Below are 18865 nucleotides of genomic sequence, written 5' to 3' on the forward strand. Positions count from 1 at the left end.
GGCCGACCTGCGAACCGGCCGACGTGCCCGCCGTCGTCCCCGACCGGGCGGACCGGATGCGGCTCGTGCACCGGCTCACGGACCGCAACCGGCGTGAGGGGAACGGCGGTCCGTTCGCCGCGCTCGTCGCCGAGCCGGACACCGGCCGCATCGTCCCGGTGTCCGCCCTCCGGACGGGAACAGCCGTCGCCCGGGCAGCGATCGCCGAGGCCGTGCCCGCTCGAAACCGCACACTGCCCGAGGGCCAGTCGCTGCCGACCGCGTTCCCCGTCAGCGTCGTCTCGGTCTTCGGCACGTTCGTCGCCGCCCCGGTGCTCTTCCTCCGGGGCCGCCGTTACAACGGCGTCAGCATGCTGGACGCCCCCGAACCGCGCCGGAGGCACGGGATCGTCCCGGTCCGCGGCTGAGCACCGCCGGCCCCGCCCCGGGCCCGACGCACCACATCACGGCCACAGCTCAGTCGGCCTACTGAGCCGTCGTCGTGATGTGGTGCGGCCTGTTGCGGATCAGCAGGGCCGAGACCAGGGCCGCGCAGAGGAACACGGCGGCGACGACGGTCATGCCGGCGTGCACGCCGGAGGTGAAGGCGTCTCCGACCGCGGCGGTCACCGGGGGCGGGGTGGCCCCGTGGCCGCCGGTGCCCGTGGCGACGGCGTGCTCGACCGCGGGCCAGGCCGCCCGGGGGACGTGGTGCGCTTCGAGCCGGTCGGGCAGCCGGGACCGGAGCCGGCTCGCGAGCAGTGCGCCGAGGAGGGCGGAGCCGGTGACGGAGCCGATCTGGCGGAAGGCGTTGACGGCTCCGGAGGCCATGCCGGCGTGTTCGTGGGAGACGCTGACCAGCGCGGCGGCGGTGCTCGGCGCGGCCACCATCCCGGACGCGGCGCCGAAGAGCACGTACAGCCACCACACCCGGGCGTAGGGGGTGGCCGGATCGAGCGTGGTGAATCCGGCCGTGGCGGCGGCTCCGAGGAGGAAGCCCACGGTGAGCGGGAGCTTGAAGCCGGTACGGCGGATCACGCGTCCGGTCGCGTAGGCGACGACGACGTACACGCCGAAGAAGGCCAGCAGCCGCCAGCCCACGTCCAGGGCGGACAGCTGCTGGACCCGCTCGTAGAAGAGCACCGACAGGATCGCCACCCCCGTGAAGCCGAACAGGGAGACGGCCGCGACGAACATGACCGCGCTGAACGACGCCGACCGGAACAGGCTCATGTCCAGCATGGGGGTACGGGCGGACCGCTCGACGAGGACGAAGCCCCCGAGGGCCACGGCCGCGAGGATCCAGGCGGTGAGGATCCGGGGGCTGGTGTAGCCGTCGTGTCCGCCTTCGATGAGGGCGTAGACGAGGGCGGCGATGCCGACGGCGGCCAGGATCTGGCCGGGGATGTCGAGCTTGCCTGCGGGGCCGCGGGACTCGGCGACGAAGACGGCGGCGGCCATGGTGACGACGGCGAGGGCGGCGGTCGACAGGAAGACCGTGTTCCAGTGGAAGTGGCCCAGCAGGGTGCCGGAGATCAGCGGTCCGGCCGCGAGTCCGATGCCGGAGGCGGCGGCCCAGGCGGTGACGACCTCGGTGCGCCGGTGCGGGTCGGGGAAGGCGGCGCCCAGGATGGCCAGGCTGTTGGGCAGGATGAGGGCGCCGCCGACGCCGGAGATCAGCTGGCCGGCGATCACGCCTCCCGTCGAACCCGAGGCGTAGACGGTGAGCGATCCGACGATCATCACCGCGGCGCCGGCGAGGAAGGCGCGCTTGCGGCCGTAGAGGTTGCCGATGGTGCCCGCGGACATCACCAGACTGGCCACGAGCAGGGTGTACGCGGAGGGGATCCAGACCAGGCCGGTCGGCGAGACGTGCAGGTCGTCCTGGATGGCCGACAGCGCCGACACCGACGCGGTGATCAGCAGGAAGGTCGTCATGGCACCCAGGCACATGGCGACGAGCGTGACGGTCGCGGAGCGCCGGGAGGGCCGGTCGGGCCGGTGGGTCCGCTCGGCGGGGAGGGGGTCGCCGGGGTGCCGGCCGGCCGGCTTGAGCCGGCCCGGGGCGGGGGAAGGGGTCGGGGCGTCGGGGGCCATGGTGTCCTCGTCTCGGAGCCGGTCTGCGGGCAGCGCACAGCGGTCAGCGGAACGGCGGACGGCGGCGCCGTCGCAGGTCCCGGCTGACTTACGATTGCGGAAGTCAGCCGTGACGCTATAGGCTGACTTCGCATGAGGCAAGCCAGCAGTGGGGCACGGAGGGCGGAGCGATGGACGGCGAGCTGAAGGACCCGCTGAAGGACCGGGACGCCTGGTCCATGGCCAACTGCTCCGTCGCCCGGACGCTGGAGATCGCCGGCAACAGGACGGCGCTGCTGATCCTGCGCGAGGCGTTCCTCGGCACGCGCCGGTTCGACGACTTCGCCAGGCGGGTCGGCATCGGCGAACCCGCCGCCTCGGCCCGCCTGAAGGAACTGACCGCCGCCGGGCTGCTGGAACGCGTGCCCTACCAGGAGCCCGGCCAGCGCACCCGGTACGCCTACCGGCTGACCGGGAAGGGGCGGGACTTCCTGCCCGTCCTCACGGCGCTGCGGCAGTGGGGCGACACCTGGGCCGCGGACGAACAGGGGCCCCCGCTGGTCGTACGGCACAAGGACTGCGGCGCCGAGGTGCACGCGGTACTGCGCTGCGACGACGGCCACGACGTGCCGCGCGGGGCGTCGTTCGTCGAGGCCGGGCCCGGTCTCATCCGCGTCGCCCCGGACAGCCCCTGAACCTCACGGCACCGGGAAACACGCCACCGAAGCACTCGGACGCACTCGGACGCACTCGGAAGCACCACGAGGAAGCACCACGAGGAAGCACCAGGAGGAGTTGCCTTGACGCACGACGTCGGCCCCGGGCAGGGGTCCAGGTCACGCACGTTCGGCTGGGACGATCCCGCCGTCTCCGCCGCCGCGGTCCCGCACCACAGTGGCCTCGACTTCCTCCGGGAGATCCTGGCCGGGCGGCTGCCCGCGCCGCCGATAGCCGCCACCCTGGGCTTCACCCTGGAGGAGGCCGAGTACGGCCGGGCGGTCTTCGTGCTGGTCCCGGGCGAGGAGCACTACAACCCGATCGGCAGCGTGCACGGCGGCGTCTACGCCACGCTCCTCGACTCGGCGGCCGGCTGCGCGGTGCAGTCCGTGCTGCCACAGGGCACGGGGTACACGTCGATCGACCTGACGCTGAAGTTCCTGCGCCCGGTCACCGTCGACACCGGCAAGGTCCGCGCCATCGGCACGGTCCTCAACAGCGGCCGTCGCACGGCACTCGCCCAGGCCGAGCTGCGTGACTCCGAGGACCGGCTGCTGGCCCACGCCACCAGCAGCTGCATGCTCTTCCCGGTCCCGGCCCGCTGAGCCGGGGGTTCAGCGGACGCGGGCGACGCCCGCGTAGATGCCGGCGTCCGGTTCCTGGGCCGGGGCGGGGGCGGTGCCGAGCCACTGCGTCGACGTGACCAGGCCGGGGGAGACCAGGTCCAGGCCGTCGAAGAAGCGCTCCACCTCCGGGCGGCTGCGGAAGGCGAGCTTGATGCCGCCCTTCGCGTACTCGGCGACGACCTGCGCGGCGAGCTCCGGGTACACGTCGGACGCGGCGTGCGACAGGATCAGGTAGCTGCCCGACGGCAGGGTGTCGACCAGGGCGCGGACGATCCCGTGGGCGTCCTGCTCGTCGCCGATGAAGTGCATCAGGGCGATGAGGGAGAGGGCGACCGGGCGGTCGAAGTCCAGGACGTGCCGGGCGTGCCGGACGATCGCCTCCGGGTCGCGCACGTCGGCCTGGACGTAGTCGGTCGCACCCTCGGGCCGGCTGACCAGCAGCGCCTCGGCGTGCCGGAGGACGATCGGGTCGTTGTCGGTGTAGACGACCTTGGCCGCAGGCACGATCTTCTGCACGATCTGGTGGAGGTTCGGCTCGGTCGGGATTCCGGTGCCGATGTCCAGGAACTGGTCGACGCCCTGCCGGGCGAGGTACGCGGCGGCCCGGTTCATGAACTGACGGTTCTGCCGGGCGGCGTCCCGTGCCTCGGGCGGCAGCTTCTCGCCGACGGCCTCGTCGACCGGGTAGTTGTCCTTGCCGCCGAGCAGCCAGTCGTAGACCCGTGCGGGGTGCGCCCTGCTGGTGTCTATCGGCAGGGACGGCTGAGGGCTGGTCGTCATGGCAACTCCATCGCGCCGGGGAGACGGTGAGAGACCGGGATCGCAGTGATCGTACGGCGATCGTACTCGGGCCTCTCATCTGCCTTGGCCACGGGGCGACTTGGGGTGACGGCGGCGGGTGGGCCCCTCAGAGGGTGAGCAGTTCCTCGTGGAAGCCGCCGAACCGCCTTTCCGGGGCGAGGAGATGGATCTCCAGGATCCAGTGGCAGGTGCGGCCCGCCTTGTCGGTGCGGCGCAGCGGGGTGTCGTTGCCGGGCGTGATGTACGACTCGACGTCGGCGCCGTCGATCGTCTCGTGCGGGAACTCGCCGACCAGGTGCCCGGCGTGCCAGCCGCCCAGCTCCCAGCCCGCCTCCTCGGCGAGCCGCTCGACCTCGGCGTGGAGCCGCGCGCCGGTGATGTCCGGGTCGGCCTCGAAGAACCGGCGGCCGGCGGCGAACACCCGGGGGAGGTCGGCGCGGAGGCGGTGCTTGACCGGGTCGTCGCCGAGGACGAAGGTACGGCCGAAGTCGGCCTCGTACTCCTCGAAGATCGGCCCGAAGTCGGCGAAGACGATGTCGTCCGTGCCGATCACCCGGTCCGGCGGGTTCTCCCGGTACGGCAGCACGGTGTTCGGCCCGGAGCGCACGATCCGCTTGTGCCAGTGCCTGACCGTGCCGAACATCTCGTTCGCCAGGTCCCGGATCCGGTCGCTGACCGCCCGCTCCCCCGCGCCGGGCACGACGAGCCCGCGCGCCTCGATCTCCGCGAACAGCCGTACGGCCTTGCCCTGGGCATCGAGCAGGCGCGCCGCGCGCGTGTGTTCGTCATCCGCATCCGCCATGGGCCGAACCTAGTCAGCCCCGGTCGTCCCGGGCAACGGGGTTCTTCCGCAGGGCCGTGGCCAGCCGCAGGCTCTCGGCGACCGCGTGCGGGATGTCGACGACGGGGAACAGGACGTTCCGTACGGTCCGTTCGGCGTCGACGACCAGGATCAGGCGCTTGTGCCGCAGCCGGCCGGCACCGCGGAAGACCGGCAGGCGCAGGGCCGCGGCCAGCCGGTGGGACGCGTCGGAGAGCAGGGGGAACGGGACGCCCTCCGCCCTCGCGAACTGCTCCTGCTCGTGGACGAGTTGGGTGCTGATCCCGCGCACGTCCACGCCCACCCGCCGGAAGTCGGGCCACGCGTCCCTGAAGAGGCGGTTCTCCAGCGTGCAGCCGGGGGCTCCGGGGATGGACGGCTCACCCCAGTCGACTCCGGTACCGGGGTAGGTGAACAGGACCGTGGCGCGGGCATCCGGCGAGACGAGGGGCGTATCGGCGCCCGGCACCTGGAGGCCGTCCGGCAGGCGGGTGCCCGGCAGGGCGTGCACGCGGGCGTGTTCGGCGCCGTCGGCCTCCGCCGTCGCGGTGAGCGTGCCGTCGCCGAGGGCCCAGCGGTCGCCCCAGTCCTGCATGGCGACGAGCACCGGGAGCAGGGCCGTACCGGCGTCGGTGAGCAGGTACTCGTAGCGCACCGGACGCCGCTGGTAGAGGGCGCGCCGCAGGACGCCCTGGGCGACCAGCCCGCCGAGCCGCTCGGTGAGCACCTTCCGGGACAGACCGATCTCGGCGGCCAGCGCGTCGAACCGGACGTGCCCGCGGGCCACCTCCCGCAGCACCAGCACGTTCCACCAGTCCCCCAGGACCAGCGCGGCCTGGGCGACGCCACACGTCTCGTCGGCGTTGTGCATCCTCATGCGCCCATAGTAAGTTCCTTTTCGGGACTCACTTTGTTTCCGAATGGAACTTACCGCTCGCCGGTGCAGAGAACCGCGGGCCCAGCGTGAGGAGTGGCCGTGACCGCCATCAGCCGCGTCGTCGCACGCGAGATCATCGACAGCCGGGGCAACCCCACCGTCGAGGTCGACGTGGAACTCAGGGACGGCTCCCTCGGCCGCGCCGCCGTCCCCTCGGGCGCCTCCACCGGCGCCCGGGAGGCCGTAGAACTCCGCGACGGAGACCCGGCCCGCTTCCACGGCAAGGGGGTGCTGCGCGCGGTCGACGCCGTCAACGAGAGCGTCGCGGACGCCGTCGTCGGCCTCGACGCCGAGGACCAGGCCACCGTCGACCGGACGATGATCGAACTGGACGGCACCGACACCAAGTCCCGGCTCGGCGCCAACGCCCTGCTCGGCGTCTCCCTGGCCACCGCCAAGGCCGCGGCCACCGCCCACCGGCTGCCGCTGTACCGCTACGTCGGCGGGGTCGACGCCCGCCTCCTCCCGGTCCCGATGATGAACATCGTCAACGGCGGTGCCCACGCCGACAACCCGCTCGACTTCCAGGAGTTCATGATCGCCCCGATCGGCGCGGCCACCTTCGCCGAGGCCGTCCGGATGGGCTCCGAGGTCTTCCACACCCTGCGCGGCAACCTGCTCGCCGCCGGCCACAGCGTCAACGTCGGCGACGAGGGCGGCTTCGCCCCCGACCTGCGCACCGCCGAGGAGGCCCTCGACTTCGTCGTACGGGCCATCGAACAGACCGGTTACAAGCCCGGCACCGACATCACCCTCGTCATGGACCCGGCCAGCTCGGAGTTCTTCCGCGACGGGGTCTACGACTACACGGGCGAGGGCGTCCGCCGCACCCCCGCCGAGCACGCCGCGTACCTGGCCGACCTGGTCGACCGCTACCCGGTCGCCTCGATCGAGGACCCGATGGCCGAGGACGACCACGCCGGCTGGCGCGACCTGACCGCCCGGCTGGGCGACCGCGTCCAGCTCACCGGCGACGACGTCTTCTGCACCAACGAGACCCTGCTGCGGGCCGGCATCCGCGACGGCATCGCCAACTCCGTCCTGGTGAAGGTCAACCAGATCGGCACCCTCACCGAGACCCTCGCCACCGTCGCCACCGCCCACCGCGCCGGCTACACCGTCGTCATGTCCCACCGCTCGGGCGAGACCGAGGACACCACCATCGCCGACCTCGCCGTCGCCACCGGCTGCGGCCAGATCAAGACCGGCTCCCTCTCCCGCGCCGACCGCACCGCCAAGTACAACCAACTCGTCCGCATCGAAGAGAACCTGGGCCCCCAAGCCCGCTACGCAGGCCCCGAAGCCCTGGGCCTACGCCACTGAGCGCCCCGTCAAGGACGCGAGCCACAGCGCCCCGTAAGGGGCGCGGGGAACTGCGCGACCAGCCACAACGGCGCCGCAGACGGCAGACGGCACATCGCGGCGCTTCCAGCGGAACGCTGAGCGGTCAGGGTTGAGGTGACCGGAGCGGCAGCAGGCTGACGGCCTTCACGGCCAACCCGTCCCGGCCCCCGTCCCATCGGTCCCCGTCCCCGTCCCCGTCCCCGTTCGCCCCGTGCGTCGCCTCCGTGTCGGACCACCAGTCGGCGCCGTCCTCCAGGTAGCGCAGCAGGATGCCCTCGCGCAGGGCCCAGGGGCAGATCGAGAGGCTCTTCACGCCGCTCAGCTTCATCGCGGTGTGGCCGACCACCGCTCCCGCCAGGCTCTGCCGGGCCCGGGGCACGGAGATGCCGGGCAGGCCGGCGCGTTCGGTCACCGGCAGGGCGGCCAGCCGGTCGATCGCGCGGCGCAGGTCCCCCCGGCGCAGGGTCCGCTCGGCGAACGGGCCGTTGCGCCCCGGGGCCGCGCCGCACAGCCGGGCCAGCTGCTGGAAGGTGCGGGAGGTGGCGACGACGGTGTGCGGGTGCTCCCAGCGGATGCGGGAGGTGGCGTCGCGCAGCTGATGGCGGGCCCGGCGGCGCAGCGCGCGCAGTTCGTCCGGCGTCGGCGGGCCGTCGTGGCCGAGGAACTCGTTGGTCAGCCGGCCCGCCCCGAGCGGCAGCGACACCGCGAACTCCGGCATCCGGCCCCGCCCGAAGGCCACTTCGAAGGAGCCGCCCCCGATGTCGAAGACGGCCAGGGGCCCGGCCCGCCAGCCCATCCAGCGCCGGACGCCGAGGAACGTGAGCTCGGCCTCCACCTCGCCGGGCAGCACGCACAGCCGTACCCCGGCGTCCTGGGCCACGGCCCGCAGGACGGCCGCGCGGTCGGGTGCGTTGCGGACCACGGCGGTGGCGAACGCCAGGGGTTGCGGGGCGCCCCACCGGCGGGCGACCTCGACGGCCTTGCGGAGCGCCCTGACCAACTGCTCGGTGGCCTCCGCCCCGAAGTGCCCGTCGGCCCCGACCTGTTCGGACAGGCGGAGCTTCCACTTGGCGGTGTGCACCGGCAGCGGCACCCCGCCCGCCGCGTCGGTCACCACCAGCCGGACCGTGTTCGATCCCGCGTCCACCAGGCCAACTCTCATGGGGCTTCACGTACCCAGTGCGGCCGGGGTGATGCGGCACACGCGCGGACGGGTGCGCGGGAGGGCGCGAAGGTGTGCGCAGACGTGTGTGCACGCGGGCCCGCCGCGCCCGACCGGCTAACTTGGGGAGTCGACGTCAGGACGAAACCCAATAAACCATCCCTTTCACCACCGTTAGGCGGCCCGCCATGAACCTGAGCATCCGCAACCAGATCCCCGGCACCGTCACCGCCGTCACCCCGGGCGAGGTGATGGCGACCGTGAAGGTCCGGCTCGACGGCGGCCAGGAGCTGACCGCCGCGATCACCCTGGAGGCGGTCCGGGAGCTGGGGCTCGCCGAGGGTTCGGCCGTACGCGCGATGGTGAAGTCCACCGAGGTCGCGCTCGCCACCGGCCGGGTGCCGGGTGTGTCCATCCGCAACCAGCTCCCCGGCACGGTCAGCGACGTGGCCACCGGCGGGGCGATGGCCACGGTCAAGGTCGCCGTGGACGGCGGCCATGACCTCACCGCGGCGATCACCAGGGACGCGGTCGGCGATCTCGGCCTGACGGCCGGTGCACCGGTCGTGGCGCTGATCAAGGCGACCGAGGTGTCCCTCGCGACCGCGTGACCGCTCGGGCGCCCCGGTCACTTCTCGCCGTGCTGCCGCCGGATCCTGGCGGCCACCTCGTTCTCCTCCGTCTCCCACCAGGGGCGGACCCGCTCGGCGGCAGAGGCGGCAGCGGGGGCAGAGGGGGCAGCGGCGGGGGCGGCGGTCGTGACGGCCGCAGGGGCGGGGGAGGCCGCGGGGACGACGGCGAGCTGCTCGTCCAGGTGGCGGTCGAGGGCCGCCGTCTGGACGCGCTCCGCCCGCGCCCACTGGAAGAGAAGCGCCAGCAGGAACGGCAGGGCGACCAGCTCGGCGATGCTCAGCATCGCGCCGCCGCCGATCTGCTGGTCCTGCCGGACGTCGGGGGCCCAGGACGGGTGGTGGTGCAGGTACCACGCACCGGCGATCAGCGTGCCGTGCGTCATCACGACGACCCCGGGGATCGCGTCGATCACACCGTCCAGGAAGACCAGGGCCGCCCGCACCGGATGGGTGCACCAGGCCGGCAGGGTCTCCTCGCGGGTCAGGACCGGTACGACGAAGAGGCAGCCCGCGACCAGCAGGTGCAGGTACATCAGCTCGTGCAGCCAGCCCACGCGCAGCGCGGTGGCGAAGTACGGGGTGAAGTAGACCGTCAGCTCGGTGGCGAGGACGAGGGCCGTGCTGACCAGCGGGAAGGTCAGGAGGCGGACCACGCGTCCGGTCATCGCGCGGCGGACCCGCGCCGCGGCCCCCGCCGGCAGCGCCTCCACCGCCAGCCGCAGCGGGTCGCCGAGGGCCAGGCCCAGCGGGGCCAGGAGGTCGAGCAGGATGTTCTGCACGGCCGCGGGCCAGAACAGCACCTGGTCGTAGACGGCCAGCCCGGACATCGTCGCGACGACCAGCGCGCCCAGGCCCAGCACCGCGAAGGCCGCGGAACGCGCGGGCGACCAGGACCCGCCCCCGGCGCGCACGCGGCGCACGCCCCAGCCGTACAGCCCGCCCAGGGCCACGACCAGCAGCAGCGCGGGCACGTCGAGCTGCCACGACGTCAGCAGCCGGCCCACGGTCAGCTCGGCCATCGGGCTCACCCTCCTTCGGTCGGGGACGAAACGGGTCAGGACAGTCCACGCGACGCTATACCCGTCCTGCTTCACCGCCGCATCGGGGCTCGTGCAGAATCGGCGCGATCGCCGCGCGGTGATCGGCACGGTTCTCAAGGGGGGATTCATGTTCGGAAAGCGGCTCATAGTGAGCGGAGCCATAGCGATTCTGATCGGCGCGCTCGGCGCGTGCTCCGGGGGCACGGACGCGAACGGGAACGGGGTCGACAACGGCGTCACCTACGGACAGGACGACACGGGGACGGGAACAGGGGCAGGGACGGGCTCAGGCACCGGCTCCGGCTCCGGCTCCGGCTCCGGCGGCACCGCGTCCGCCCAGGACGACACCGTGCGCGGCCTGAAGGACTCCGTCCGGCACATCGCCGCGAAGACGACCCGGGCCACCCGCCCCCGCCTGGTCAAGAAGTGCACCACCGCCACGCGCCGGGTCCGGCACAGTTCCAGCAGCGGAACCGGCAGCAGGCGCAGGACCCGTACCTGGTACACGACCGAGCGGTACCGGTCCTGCACCAGGGTCCGCCGCGGCACCGAGACCTACCGGAAGACGGTCCGCACCGAGAAGTGGTGCGTGGAACTGGACGACGTGAACGGCGACAAGCGACGCGACGACGTCTGGTACCGGGTCGACCGCACGGTCTACGGCGACGCCCTCGCCGCGGACGGGCACGCCCGGCTGGAGTTCTCCCCGGTCGCGGACGGCTGCTGAGCCGTCCGCGACCGCGTCACAGTTCTGTGCCGGACCGAGGTGACCCTTGTCCGCTTTCGTTCGGCCGTGCCTAAAGTGATCAACGCGGCTCGCGGATCTTGACCACCTCCGCCGCCGCACAGGGGACGCGAGACCACGGGGGCTTTTTCATCATGGGGGAACGATCCGTCACGCCCCGGCGCGTGCCGACGCGGCCGGCCGCCGCACTGCTGGCCGCCGCCGGAATCGTCGCCGGGGTACTGGTCGGCAGGCCGGGGCTGGAGTCGGTGGCGGGGTGCGGGACGTCGGCGGACCTGTATCCGTCGCAGACCGCGAAGGACTGGGTGTCGTACGCCGACCACGTCGTGGTCGCCAGTCCGACCGGGGAGCAGGAGACGAACCGGCGGACCTACGCCAAGGGGCCCGTGGCCTACGCGATGGACCGGCTGGTGACCTTCCGGACGGACAGCAGGGTGTGGTCGCGCACCTCGCCCCGGCACGCCCTCGGCGCCACCTTCGACATGGTGGCGCCCGGCTGGGAGGTCTACCGGTCCTCCGGCACCCGCGTCGCCGAGATGGCGACCGACGCGCCCCGCCTCCAGGTCGGCCACACCTATCTGCTCGCCCTGCGCCGGCACGCGGGCGGCTGGGCGGTCCTCGGCGAGGGCGGGGCCGTGCCCTTCGACGACCACACCGGCGACCAGGGCGAGTGGTGCGGACGCGTGCTGAGCAAGGAGGACGTCGCCGAGGGCGAGCGCTTCTCCCGGCACGCCGACCACAGCCTGGAGAAGGCACTGCTGGGACAGGACGAGCAGGCCGCCAGGAACGCCCTCACCCGCGCGGCCCGCGGCTGAACCCCGCCCCACGCCTCTTCGTATCCGGTACGGCGGCTTCGTATCCGGTACGGCGGCATCCGGCCGCGCCCTGTCCCGCCTGACCCTCCAGTACACAGGCACCCACATCTCCCCCACTGAAATGGCATGAACAGTTCACCTGCTCTCCATGTTCGACGCGTTGGTGCGCAAGGAACCGGCCATTGACTCAACCCGCGCGGCAACCCGTTGGAGCCGTGTAGGGGGCAATTCGTTTCCGTATAGGGGGGGCACAGTGGTGTCCGCGCTCAAGGGTTCCGCAGGGGCGGAATCCGAAAGACCCGTGCCCAGGCAGCTTTCGGCCGCCCGGGGACTCGGGGACCGGATCTTCCGGGTCCAGTTGACGGCCTCCGGCGTCATCGTCCTCGCCATCATGGCTGCCGTAGGGCTGTTCCTTCTGCTCCGGGCCGGACAGGCGCTGCGGACCAGAGGGATCTGGGGCTTCCTCACCACCGCCGAATGGCAGCCGGACGTGCACCGCTTCGGTATCGCGGCCGTGCTCACCGGCACCCTGCTGATCGCCGCCGTGGCCGTCACCATCAGCGTGCCGCTGGCCCTCGGGACCGCCCTGTTCATCTCGGACATCGCGCCCCGCCCGCTCCGCCGCACGCTGGTCTCCATGGTCGACCTGATGGCCGCCGTGCCGTCCGTGGTCTACGGCCTGTGGGGCCTCTTCTTCCTCCAGCAGCACGTGATCGGGCTGTCCCGGTGGCTGTCGGACTGGTTCGGGTGGATCCCGTTCCTGCACGTCGACGGCACCCAGCCGGGCGAGCCGCTGGCCTCCCAGAGCGTCTACACCGCCTCCACCTTCGTGGCCGGCATCGTCGTGGCCCTGATGGTCGCGCCGATCCAGTGCTCGGTGATGCGCGAGGTGTTCGCACAGGCGCCGGCCGGTGAACGCGAGGGCGCCTACGCGCTCGGCGCCACCCGCTGGGGCATGATCCGCTCGGTCGTCCTGCCCTACGGCATGGGCGGGATCATCGGCGGCACGATGCTGGGCCTGGGCCGCGCGCTCGGCGAGACCATCGCGGTCTACCTGATCATCTCCCCGGTCTTCGACATCCAGCCGCACATCCTGCAGACCGGCGCGAACTCCGTCTCCTCCCTCATCGCCCTGCACTACGGCGACGCCTCGACCTTCGGCATGTCGGCGCTGATGGCGGCGGGCCTGGCGCTGTTCCTGCTCACCCTGGCGGTCAACTTCACCGCCTCCTCGATCGTGGCGCGGTCACGGTCCGGCGCACAGAGCGAGGCGTGACGATGACCGTCGTAGACCTTGAGAAGGGCGCTCCCCAGGACGCCCCGCAGGACGCCCCGCAGGACACCCCCACGAGCACGGTCGTGATCGCCCCCGCGGAGACCTCGGCAGCCTCGGCCGCCGCGCTTCCCGACCTGCCGCGCCGGATCGGCGGGGTCACCCGCTCCGGTGTGCTGTCGGTGTTCGGCGCCGCCGCCTCCGGGCTGTGCGTGACCGTCCTCCTGTTCGGCGAACTCGCGCCGTTCTCCGGCGGATTGGGGTTCTTCGTCACCGCCTACCTGTCTTTCCTAGGTATCTACGCGGTGTTGACAGGGCTTGAGGAGGACGGGCAGGCGGTACGGGACCGGGTGATGACCGTCGTCCTGTGGTCGGCGGGCGGCCTGATGTTCGCCGCGCTCACCATGGTCGTCGGCTTCACCGCGTGGCGCGGCCGGGAGGCCCTGCCGCACGCCAACTTCTTCACCCAGGACATGCAGGCGGCGGGCCCGCTCGACCCGCTGACCAACGGCGGCATCGCGCACGCCATGCTCGGCACGCTCATCATGATCGCCATCGCGCTGGCGATCACGGTCCCGCTGGGCCTGGCCTGCGCGGTGTACCTGAACCAGATCCCGGGCCGCTTCTCCCGGTTCGTCCGCACGATCGTCGAGGCGATGACCGCGCTGCCGTCCATCGTGGCCGGCCTGATGGTCTACGCCGTCTGGATCCTCAACCTCGGCATGCAGAAGTCGGGTCTGGCGGCCGGCTTCGCGATCAGCGTGATGATGCTGCCGATCGTGATCCGCGCGGCGGACGTCGTGCTGCGCCTGGTCCCCGGCACCCTCACGGAGGCGTCCGAGGCGCTCGGCGCCCCGCGCTGGCGGACGGTCTGGCACGTGGTCCTGCCGACGGCCCGCTCGGGCCTCGCCACCGCCGTCATCCTCGGCACGGCCCGCGGCATCGGCGAGACCTCCCCGGTTCTGCTCACGGCGGGCTTCACGGCTGCGCTCAACGCCGACCCGACGAACGGCCCGATGATCTCCCTCCCGCTGGCCGTCTTCAACTTCGTCAAGTCCCCCGAGCCCACGATGATCGCGCGCGGCTTCGGCGCGGCGGCGGTCCTGATGGCACTCGTCCTCGTCCTCTTCGTGATCGCCCGCGTGATCGGTGGCCGAGGCCCCGGCCACCAGAACAAGCGCCAGGCCCGCAGGGCCGCGAGGGCGTCCCGCCGGGACACCACAAGATTCGCCGAACTCCACACGCCGGGCCTGGAGTTGTTCGAGACCGGTTCCTCTGACGACTCCGGCGAGAACAACGAACCCAGGGGCGCGAGGCTGCATCAATCAGCGGCTCTGCCGCGGAGCGCGACCAGCCACGACGCACCGACACCCGACAACGGCGAGCAGTCCCCCGAAGACAACGCACCCGCAGCCGAGGACGGCGAAGGCCTCCCGCAGGGACCCGCTGCCGCCGACGGCGATCCCGCCCCACAGGGGCCACCCGCACCTGACAACGAAACTCGCACGGGTGGTGCGGGTGGGAACACAGACCCTGCTACAGGAGACGCGCACTGATGTCCAGCCTTGTGATCAACGCCCTGAGACGGCTGGGCATCCTGGCCGCACTCATAGGCATTCTCGGCACCATCGCCGGTACCCCGGCCGTCGCGGACAGCTACACCCCCATCGCCGGCGCCGGCTCCACCTGGGCCGAGAACGCCGTCGACCAGTGGCGGCGTGACGTCAACAAGAACGGCATGCGGATCAGCTACGCCGGCACCGGTTCGTCGGACGGCCGCCGCCAGTTCCTGTCCGGCACCGTCGACTTCGCCGTCTCCGACATCCCGTTCCAGACGAACCCGACCGACGGCAGCGCGGCCGAACGCCCCGCGCAGGGCTCGTACGCCTACATGCCGATCGTCGCCGGCGGCACGGTGTTCATGTACCACCTCACCGTCAACGGCAAGAAGGTCACCAACCTCCGCCTCTCCGGCGACGTGGTCACCAAGATCTTCACCGGGGTCATCAAGAGCTGGGACGACCCGACGATCAAGGCCGACAACCCCGGCCTGCAGCTGCCGCACCGCAGCATCGTCCCCGTCGTCCGCTCCGACGGCTCCGGCTCCACCGCCCAGTTCACGATGTGGATGGCGAACCAGCACAAGTCGCTGTGGAACGCCTACTGCGCCAAGGTCGGCCGCTCGGGATCGTGCGGACAGACGTCGTACTACCCCACCGTCTCCGGCATGATCGCCCAGTCCGGTGACCTCGGCGTCGCCGGCTACGTCGCCCAGAACTACGGCGAGGGCGCGATCGGGTACGTCAACTACTCGTACGCGCTCAACGCGCACTACCCGGTCGCCAAGGTCCTGAACCACGCGGGCTACTACACCGAGCCCACCCCGCAGAACGTGGCGGTCTCCCTTCTCAAGGCGAAGATCAACACCAACAAGAACTCGTCGGACTACCTCACCCAGCAGCTCGACGGCGTCTACAACGACAGCGACAAGCGCAACTACCCGCTGTCCAGCTACTCGTACATGATCCTGCCGCTCAAGGTGCAGGGCACCTTCACCGAGGCCAAGGGCAAGACGCTCGGCGCGTTCTCGTACTACTTCATGTGCCAGGGCCAGCAGCAGGCGCCGAACCTCGGCTACTCGCCGCTCCCGATCAACCTCGTCCAGGCCGGCTTCGACCAGATCCGCCGGATCCCGGGCGTGCAGACGCAGAACATCAACATCAAGAACTGCAACAACCCGACCTTCACGGCCAACGGCGAGAACCGCCTCGCGCAGACCGCGCCCTACCCGGCCGCCTGCGACAGGAAGGGTGCCGCGCCCTGCACCAGCGGCAGCGGCGGCGCCACCACCACCAACTCCGGCAACGGCAGCGGCGGCTCCACGGGCGGTTCGACCGGCTCCACCGGCACCGGCTCCAGCGGCAGCGCCACCGGCGGCGACTCCGGTGCGACCGGCGGCAACAGCGCCCAGCCCTCCGTCGACCCGGACACCGGCCAGACCATCTCCCCGAACGGCGGCACGGGTACCGCCTCCGGCGGCACCGGCGCGGGCGCCGACGGCACGGTGGCCCTCGCCCAGCCGGTGGCCGTGGCCACCGGGCACGGCTGGACCGGCACCCAGACGCTGATGCTGCTGGCCGCGGTCCTGGTCTTCGGCCTGCTCCTGCTGCCCTCGGTGGTCTCCCGCCTGGTCGGCAGCAGGGCCAACGGCAACGCGAACGGCGCCAAGCCTTCCGACGACGGGAGTTCGCGATGAGACGCACCCGGATACGCAACGCGCTGATACGCCTGCTGGCCGGCGCCACCGTCGGCGCCCTCGCCGGACTCGCGGTCGCCCAGACCGCCCCCACGGCCGCCGCGGCCACCGGCTCCGCGGTGACCGTCTCCGGGCGCGGCGAGTTCCAGGACATGAAGTTCACGGTCTCCCAGACCAAGGACCTCACCAGCCAGGCCGTCACGGTCAGCTGGACCGGCGGTACCCCGACCACCTTCGCGGGCACGTCGTTCAACACCGACTTCGTGCAGATCATGCAGTGCTGGGGCGACGACGACGGCACGGTCCCGTCCAACCCGGGCCCGTCGCGCACCCAGTGCCAGTACGGCGCCTCCCCGACCACCAACCGCACCAGCTGGCCGGGCAACGGGCAGGACGACACCCGGCAGATCTTCTACAGCGCCGACCCCACCAACTACGGCCAGGACAACCGGTACGGCGCCGCCAACCCGAACGCCCCGGGCGAGGTCCCCTTCAAGTCGGTGGACGGCACCACGATCACCACCAACACCCAGAACAACGCGCTGTTCAACTACAACACGACCAACGAGATCGACTTCGGCCGCACCGGCACCAACGGCACCGGCAAGGAGTACTTCGAGGTCCAGACCGCCAACGAGGCACCCCACCTCGGCTGCGGCATCCCCGTCACCACCGACGGCGTCACCAAGCCCCGCTCCTGCTGGCTGGTGATCGTCCCGCAGGGCCATCTGGACCTGGACGGCAAGCCGTACGCGGACCAGAGCCAGGTCAACGCAGGCTCCCCCGTCTCCTCCACCAACTGGAAGAACCGGATCGCGGTCAAGCTGGACTTCAACAGCGTCGGCAGCAACTGCGCCCTGGGCGCCGAGGAACGCCCCACCACCGGCAGCGAGCTGGCGGCGGACGCGATGACCAGCTGGCAGTCCCAGCTCTGCTCGGTCGGCAAGGTCTACGGCTACACCGAACTCGGTGAGCCCGACACCCGGTCCCGGCTGATCTCGGACCCCTCCTCCACCGGCCTGGCCTTCACCACCCGGAAACTGGGCGCGGACGCGGGCACCAGCGCACCGTCGGGGACCACGACCTACGCACCGGTCGCGCTCTCCGGAGCCGTCATCGGGTTCACGATCGAGCGCAGACCCAAGTCGGACGCACCGGACAGCATCAGGAAACTCGCCGGCACCAAGGTCGAGTCCATCAAGCTCGACCAGCGCCTGGTCGCCAAGCTGCTCACCGAGTCGTACCGCAACTCCCCCTGGGGTTCGGTCATCAACGGCACGGCGGCCAAGGGGTACGGCTGGACGAAGAACAACCCGGCCGGTATCGCCTCCGACCCCGAGTTCATCGCCCTGAACCCGGAGTTCCAGTACCTGTCGGTCGCCGAGACGCCGGCCACCGACACCGACCTGATCACCTCGCTCGGCCACTCCGACACCGCCCGCGCGATCTGGCAGTGGATCCTCGCCGACAAGGACGCCCGGCAGTTCCTCGCCGGTGTCCCGGACGACGACGGCATGCGGGTCAACCCGTACTACAGCACCAACGCCGACCTGAACCCGACCGGTATCGCCTTCGACCCGTCGAGCACCGACGACTACCCGAAGAGCGACCCGTGGTGCACGGTGCCGCCCGGCTCGGACGCGCCGTCCACGGCCACCCAGTGCATGACCGACTTCCACCCCTACGTGGACGACATGCACTCCGGCGCCCTGCACACCCGGCGCGCGGACACCCTGTGGAAGTCCAGCTGGGACGCGCTGTCCAGCCCGCAGTCGTACAAGAGCCCGGGCCCGCAGACGGTCGGTTCGCGCTTCATCATCACGATCACGGACACCGCTTCCGCGGCCCGGTACGGCCTGCAGACCGCCGAGCTGAAGAACACCGCCGGCAAGTACGTGGCCCCGAGCACCGCCGGCCTGACCGCAGCCGCCGCGACCGCCACCGGCTCCGGCGTCGCCGAGATCACCCCGGCCAACGCCACCGCGAAGGGCGCCTACCCGCTCTCCGAGCTGGTCTACGCGGCGGTCCGGCCCGGCAAGGAGAGCAAGGCGGCCCGCCAGGACTACGCGGCCCTGCTGCACTACGCCGCCGCGACCGGCCAGACCCCGGGCGCCGACCCGGGCAAGCTGCCCGACGGCTACGCCCCGCTCTCCTCGAAGCTGCGCGCCCAGACCGTCAAGGCGGCGAACTCGCTGCTCACCTACACCGGACCGACTTCCACCAGCGGCTCGGCCGACGGCGGCGGAACCGACACGAGCGGGGGCGGCGCCCCCAGCGGTACCGGCACAGTCGACGGCGGCACGACCGGCGGCGCCGGTACGGGTACGCCGGCCGACGGCACCAGCACCTCGCCCAGCGCCAAGCCGTCCTTCGACGGCGGCAAGGCGCTGGAGACCACCGCGGCCGGCAACACCCCGGCCGACCCGGCGAATCCGCTGCGCTATGCGGTGCCGGTCGGGGCCGCGCTCGGGGCGGTGGCCGGAGTGGGGGCGCCGTTCGCCGGTGGGCGTCAGCTGTCGGTGGCTTCCGTGACCGCAGCCGTGCGTCGGCTGCGGGCTCGTCGTGGCTGGTCGCGCAGTTCCCCGCGCCCCTGAAGGGGCGCCCACAGACGGCCGCCCGCCCCGAAAGGCAGTCGGGGCGGA

Annotated in this window: 16 protein-coding genes and 1 pseudogene; 11 read left to right on the plus strand and 6 right to left on the minus strand. The window is 72.0% G+C overall.

Annotated features, from left to right (window positions below; all coding sequences use genetic code 11):
- Positions 1–11: 11 nt before the first annotated feature.
- A pseudogene (locus AB0D74_RS25045) lies at positions 12–161 on the plus strand (nucleoside deaminase); the annotation flags it as partial.
- 304 nt (positions 162–465) lie between these two features.
- Here the strand turns inward: AB0D74_RS25045 and AB0D74_RS25050 are convergent.
- Positions 466–2076, minus strand: coding sequence for an MFS transporter (locus AB0D74_RS25050; protein ID WP_362591022.1), 1611 nt, complete (start codon positions 2074–2076; stop codon positions 466–468).
- A 170-nt stretch (positions 2077–2246) separates the two neighbouring features.
- Here AB0D74_RS25050 and AB0D74_RS25055 point away from each other — a divergent pair, with 170 nt between their 5' ends.
- Entirely contained in the window at positions 2247–2750 is a 504-nt protein-coding gene (locus tag AB0D74_RS25055; protein ID WP_362591025.1) for a helix-turn-helix domain-containing protein, read from the plus strand.
- Between the two features lie 105 nt (positions 2751–2855).
- Positions 2856–3377, plus strand: coding sequence for a PaaI family thioesterase (locus AB0D74_RS25060; RefSeq protein WP_362591028.1), 522 nt, complete (start codon positions 2856–2858; stop codon positions 3375–3377).
- 9 nt (positions 3378–3386) lie between these two features.
- Here the strand turns inward: AB0D74_RS25060 and AB0D74_RS25065 are convergent, their stop codons facing one another.
- From AB0D74_RS25065 to AB0D74_RS25075, 3 genes are all read right to left on the minus strand, one after another.
- Complete coding sequence (locus AB0D74_RS25065; protein WP_362591031.1) at positions 3387–4178, minus strand: SAM-dependent methyltransferase; 792 nt, start codon at positions 4176–4178, stop codon at positions 3387–3389.
- Positions 4179–4305: 127 nt separating this feature from the next.
- The gene (locus AB0D74_RS25070; protein WP_362591034.1) at positions 4306–5001 is read right to left on the minus strand and encodes a M24 family metallopeptidase; all 696 of its coding nucleotides are present in this window, start codon (positions 4999–5001) and stop codon (positions 4306–4308) included.
- A 13-nt stretch (positions 5002–5014) separates the two neighbouring features.
- Positions 5015–5896, minus strand: coding sequence for a winged helix-turn-helix transcriptional regulator (locus tag AB0D74_RS25075; protein ID WP_362591037.1), 882 nt, complete (start codon positions 5894–5896; stop codon positions 5015–5017).
- A 99-nt stretch (positions 5897–5995) separates the two neighbouring features.
- On the opposite strand from AB0D74_RS25075, the gene eno reads away from it, so the two are divergent.
- On the plus strand, positions 5996–7279 hold the full coding sequence (eno, locus tag AB0D74_RS25080; RefSeq protein WP_362591040.1) for a phosphopyruvate hydratase: 1284 nt from the start codon (positions 5996–5998) through the stop codon (positions 7277–7279).
- 124 nt (positions 7280–7403) lie between these two features.
- Here the strand turns inward: eno and AB0D74_RS25085 are convergent, their stop codons facing one another.
- A complete protein-coding gene (locus tag AB0D74_RS25085) occupies positions 7404–8462 on the minus strand; it encodes a Ppx/GppA family phosphatase (RefSeq protein ID WP_362591042.1) in 1059 nt (352 codons plus the stop codon).
- A gap of 188 nt (positions 8463–8650) precedes the next feature.
- Between AB0D74_RS25085 and AB0D74_RS25090 the strand changes: the two genes are divergently transcribed.
- Complete coding sequence (locus AB0D74_RS25090) at positions 8651–9073, plus strand: TOBE domain-containing protein (RefSeq protein ID WP_362591045.1); 423 nt, start codon at positions 8651–8653, stop codon at positions 9071–9073.
- Between the two features lie 17 nt (positions 9074–9090).
- Here the strand turns inward: AB0D74_RS25090 and AB0D74_RS25095 are convergent, their stop codons facing one another.
- Positions 9091–10113, minus strand: coding sequence for a cytochrome c oxidase assembly protein (locus AB0D74_RS25095; RefSeq protein WP_362591048.1), 1023 nt, complete (start codon positions 10111–10113; stop codon positions 9091–9093).
- A gap of 148 nt (positions 10114–10261) precedes the next feature.
- On the opposite strand from AB0D74_RS25095, the gene AB0D74_RS25100 reads away from it, so the two are divergent.
- The 6 genes from AB0D74_RS25100 (at position 10262) to AB0D74_RS25125 (ending at position 18817) form a co-directional block, all read left to right on the plus strand.
- Positions 10262–10861: a hypothetical protein gene (locus AB0D74_RS25100; RefSeq protein ID WP_362591051.1), complete on the plus strand. Its 600-nt coding sequence runs from the start codon at positions 10262–10264 to the stop codon at positions 10859–10861.
- Between the two features lie 182 nt (positions 10862–11043).
- Positions 11044–11694 (plus strand): hypothetical protein, encoded by a 651-nt coding sequence (locus AB0D74_RS25105; RefSeq protein ID WP_362591054.1) that lies wholly within the window; start codon positions 11044–11046, stop codon positions 11692–11694.
- Between the two features lie 301 nt (positions 11695–11995).
- Complete coding sequence (gene pstC, locus AB0D74_RS25110) at positions 11996–12970, plus strand: phosphate ABC transporter permease subunit PstC (RefSeq protein ID WP_362591057.1); 975 nt, start codon at positions 11996–11998, stop codon at positions 12968–12970.
- Positions 12971–12972: 2 nt separating this feature from the next.
- Positions 12973–14523 (plus strand): phosphate ABC transporter permease PstA, encoded by a 1551-nt coding sequence (gene pstA, locus AB0D74_RS25115; protein ID WP_362591060.1) that lies wholly within the window; start codon positions 12973–12975, stop codon positions 14521–14523.
- On the plus strand, positions 14523–16223 hold the full coding sequence (gene pstS / locus AB0D74_RS25120) for a phosphate ABC transporter substrate-binding protein PstS (protein ID WP_362591063.1): 1701 nt from the start codon (positions 14523–14525) through the stop codon (positions 16221–16223). Before pstA ends, pstS begins: the two co-directional genes overlap by 1 nt.
- The gene (locus AB0D74_RS25125) at positions 16220–18817 is read left to right on the plus strand and encodes a hypothetical protein (RefSeq protein WP_362591066.1); all 2598 of its coding nucleotides are present in this window, start codon (positions 16220–16222) and stop codon (positions 18815–18817) included. The genes pstS and AB0D74_RS25125 overlap by 4 nt, the downstream gene beginning before the upstream one ends.
- Positions 18818–18865 lie beyond the last annotated feature (48 nt).

This window comes from Streptomyces sp. NPDC048278 (assembly GCF_040652195.1).
Classification (GTDB): Bacteria; Actinomycetota; Actinomycetes; order Streptomycetales; family Streptomycetaceae; genus Streptomyces.

What these genes read in the sequence shown, in the direction of transcription:
- AB0D74_RS25050 (WP_362591022.1), bottom strand. Translation starts at nt 2,076, where the DNA reads ATGGCCCCCGACGCCCCGACCCCTTCCCCCGCCCCGGGCCGGCTCAAG.
- AB0D74_RS25055 (WP_362591025.1), top strand. Translation starts at nt 2,247, where the DNA reads ATGGACGGCGAGCTGAAGGACCCGCTGAAGGACCGGGACGCCTGGTCC.
- AB0D74_RS25065 (WP_362591031.1), bottom strand. Translation starts at nt 4,178, where the DNA reads ATGACGACCAGCCCTCAGCCGTCCCTGCCGATAGACACCAGCAGGGCG.
- AB0D74_RS25070 (WP_362591034.1), bottom strand. Translation starts at nt 5,001, where the DNA reads ATGGCGGATGCGGATGACGAACACACGCGCGCGGCGCGCCTGCTCGAT.
- AB0D74_RS25075 (WP_362591037.1), bottom strand. Translation starts at nt 5,896, where the DNA reads ATGAGGATGCACAACGCCGACGAGACGTGTGGCGTCGCCCAGGCCGCG.
- AB0D74_RS25085 (WP_362591042.1), bottom strand. Translation starts at nt 8,462, where the DNA reads ATGAGAGTTGGCCTGGTGGACGCGGGATCGAACACGGTCCGGCTGGTG.
- AB0D74_RS25090 (WP_362591045.1), top strand. Translation starts at nt 8,651, where the DNA reads ATGAACCTGAGCATCCGCAACCAGATCCCCGGCACCGTCACCGCCGTC.
- AB0D74_RS25095 (WP_362591048.1), bottom strand. Translation starts at nt 10,113, where the DNA reads ATGGCCGAGCTGACCGTGGGCCGGCTGCTGACGTCGTGGCAGCTCGAC.
- AB0D74_RS25100 (WP_362591051.1), top strand. Translation starts at nt 10,262, where the DNA reads ATGTTCGGAAAGCGGCTCATAGTGAGCGGAGCCATAGCGATTCTGATC.
- pstA (WP_362591060.1), top strand. Translation starts at nt 12,973, where the DNA reads ATGACCGTCGTAGACCTTGAGAAGGGCGCTCCCCAGGACGCCCCGCAG.
- pstS (WP_362591063.1), top strand. Translation starts at nt 14,523, where the DNA reads ATGTCCAGCCTTGTGATCAACGCCCTGAGACGGCTGGGCATCCTGGCC.
- AB0D74_RS25125 (WP_362591066.1), top strand. Translation starts at nt 16,220, where the DNA reads ATGAGACGCACCCGGATACGCAACGCGCTGATACGCCTGCTGGCCGGC.